Consider the following 3,112-nt stretch of genomic DNA (forward strand, 5'->3'; position numbering starts at 1 on the left):
CCGTCACCACGGTCCGGGCCTTTCGGTATGCCGTGCGGCCCCCGGCTGCCGGGGGCCGCTCCGAGTCGGGTCCTACCGGTCGGCGCTGACCGGGAGGTCGAGCAGCACCTGGGTGCCACGTTCCGGGGCGGGCACCATGTCGAAGCTGCCGCCCAGTTCGCCCTCGACCAGCGTGCGCACGATCTGGAGTCCCAGGTTGCCGGCCTTACGGGGGTCGAAGCCCTCGGGGAGACCGCATCCGTCGTCCTGCACGGTGATGAGCAGCCGGCCGTCCCGGGACGATCCGCCCCGCACCGCGGAGACCTCGACCGTGCCGCTGTCGCCCTCGCTGAACGCGTGCTCCAGGGCGTTCTGCAGGACTTCGGTGAGCACCATGGAAAGCGGAGTGGCCACGTCCGCATCCAGGACCCCGAAGCGTCCGGTGCGCCGGCAGGTGACCTTGCCGGGCGAGATCTCGGCGACCATGGAGATGACCCGGTCGGCGATCTCGTCGAACTCGACGCGCTCGTCCAGATTCTGGGACAACGTCTCATGAACGATGGCGATCGAACCGACGCGCCGCACCGCCTCGTTGAGCGCCTCTCGCCCTCGTACGGAGTCCATCCGGCGGGCCTGGAGACGCAACAGGGCGGCCACCGTCTGGAGATTGTTCTTGACCCGGTGGTGGATCTCCCGGATGGTCGCGTCCTTGGTTATCAACTCACGTTCACGGCGCCGCAGTTCCGTGACGTCCCGGAGAAGCACCAACGACCCGATCCGGACCCCCTTGGGCTTGAGCGGGATCGCCCGGAACTGGATGACGCCGCTGGCGCACTCCACTTCGAACTCGCGGGGGGCGTAGCCGCTCGCGACCTTGGCCAGGGCTTCGTCCACCGGCCCCCGGGACGGCGCGAGGTCGGCGGTGGTCTGACCGAGGTGGAGACCGACGATGTCGGAGGCGAGGCCCAGCCGGTGGTAGGCGGAGAGGCCGTTGGGACTGGCGTACTGCACGATCCCGTCGGCGTCGAGCCGGATGAGCCCGTCGCCGACGCGCGGGGACGCGTCCATGTCGACCTGCTGGCCCGGGAAGGGGAAGGCCCCCGCGGCGATCATCTGGGCGAGGTCGGCGGCGGACTGGAGGTAGGTGAGTTCCAGTCGGGAAGGGGTCCGCACGGTCAGCAGATTGGTGTTGCGCGCGATGACGCCGAGGATGCGGCCTTCGCGGCGGACCGGGATGGCCTCGACGCGTACCGGCACTTCCTCCCGCCACTCCGGGTCGCCCTCGCGCACGATCCGCCCCTCGTCCAGGGCGGCGTCCAGCAGCGGGCGGCGGCCGCGCGGCACCAGATGGCCGACCATGTCGTCCTGGTAGGAGGTCGGGCCGGTGTTGGGACGCATCTGCGCGACGGAGACGTACCGGGTCCCGTCCCGGGTCGGAACCCAGAGGACGAGGTCGGCGAAGGACAGGTCGGAGAGCAGCTGCCACTCCGAGACCAGCAGGTGGAGCCATTCGAGATCGGTGTCGCTCAGGGCTGTGTGCTGGCGGACGAGGTCGTTCATGGAGGGCACATGTGCGAGCGTACCCGTGGATACCGAGAGGTTCCGAACCGAGCCGGGGCCCGTCCCCGCCCCCGGCGGCGGGGACGCCGTATACAGAACGGCGCCGCACCACGAGAATCGGTACCGCGTCGGCAGAATCGATACCGCAGACGCATGGACACCGACAAATGGTCTAGTCCACAATACAGAAACAAGAACCTCCGCCCTCCCCGCACAGGAGGACGGACCGAGGCACCCGCGCTCTCTGCCCTGATCGCGCCGGCGCCTCGTACGGTCGGAGGCACCGCACACCGCCGGCCGAGCAGCTCCGGGCTGCGGTACCGGGCGGGCTGAGGGTCCCTCCCGGTGCCGCGGCCCGCGGGTCGGGCACGACGCCCCCGCACGGCACCTCGCACCCGTTCGCGCGCGGCCTCTCTCCGCCCGCACGACGCCCCCCGACCGGCTTCACGTCCGGTCCCGCCCCGGGTCTCGCTCCGGCCCTGGTCCTGCCCGCACCGGCCCGCCACTTCCGGCCCGCCCCGCCCGCGGGGCTCGGGTCCGGGTCGCGCGCCCTCCGCATCTGCGGACAATTGACTCAAGTCGACCGCCGCCGCACGACGTCCCGCGACCAGCCACCGGGCGATGACCCGAAAGCGGACGGCACCTGTTCCCGGGGCGTGGAACTCTGTTAAATTTGGACCAGATTGGTCTATACCACATACGTCGTCATTGATCAGATCGGCAGGCACAGCGTGGAAGTTGTCATCGTCCCGGACGCAGCGGCAGGCGGCGAGCTCATCGCGGAGGCCATGGGCGCGCTGCTGAGCCGCAAGCCCTACGCCCTGCTCGGCGTCGCCACCGGCTCGACCCCGCTGCCCATCTACCGGTCCCTGGCCGAAAAGGTGCGCACCGGAGCGGTGGACGCCTCCCGCGCCCGGATCTGCCAGCTGGACGAGTACGTCGGGCTCCCCGCCGGGCACCCGGAGTCCTACCGCTCGGTCGTGCTGCGCGAGGTCGTGGAGCCTCTCGGCCTGACCGAGTCCTCCTTCATGGGCCCGGACGGCTCCGCCGTGGACGTCCAGGCCGCCTGCGAGGCCTACGACAGGGCGCTGACCGAGGCCGGCGGTGTCGACCTCCAGCTGCTCGGCATCGGCACGGACGGGCACATCGGCTTCAACGAGCCCTGCTCCTCGCTCGCCTCGCGCACCCGGATCAAGACGCTGACCGAGCAGACCCGGGTGGACAACGCCCGCTTCTTCGACGACGACATCGACCAGGTGCCGCACCACGTCATCACCCAGGGCATCGGCACCATCCTGGAGTCGCGCCACGCCATCCTGCTGGCCACCGGCGAGGGCAAGGCCGACGCGGTCGCGCTGACCGTCGAGGGGCCGGTCGCCTCCGTGGTACCCGCCTCCGCGCTCCAACTGCACCCGCGCGCGACGGTCGTGGTGGACGAGGCGGCGGCCTCCAAGCTGAAGCTCGCCGACTACTTCCGCCACACCTTCGCCTCCAAGCCCTCCTGGCAGGGGCTGTAGGCCCTCGGAGGCACCCGTGCACGGAGGAGGGGCCGGTCACCAGGTGTGACCGGCCC

The 3,112-nt window shown here is 70.9% G+C and carries 2 protein-coding genes; one reads left to right on the top strand and one right to left on the bottom strand.

Annotated features, from left to right (window positions below; translation table 11 throughout):
* Positions 1-72 precede the first annotated feature (72 nt).
* Complete coding sequence (locus tag ACFWEP_RS33550; RefSeq protein WP_387375915.1) at positions 73-1,539, bottom strand: sensor histidine kinase; 1,467 nt, start codon at positions 1,537-1,539, stop codon at positions 73-75.
* Between the two features lie 731 nt (positions 1,540-2,270).
* Here ACFWEP_RS33550 and nagB point away from each other — a divergent pair.
* Complete coding sequence (nagB, locus tag ACFWEP_RS33555; RefSeq protein ID WP_387375917.1) at positions 2,271-3,056, top strand: glucosamine-6-phosphate deaminase; 786 nt, start codon at positions 2,271-2,273, stop codon at positions 3,054-3,056.
* Positions 3,057-3,112: the final 56 nt, after the last annotated feature.

Source organism: Streptomyces sp. NPDC060198, assembly GCF_042728415.1.
Taxonomy (GTDB): Bacteria; Actinomycetota; Actinomycetes; order Streptomycetales; family Streptomycetaceae; genus Streptomyces.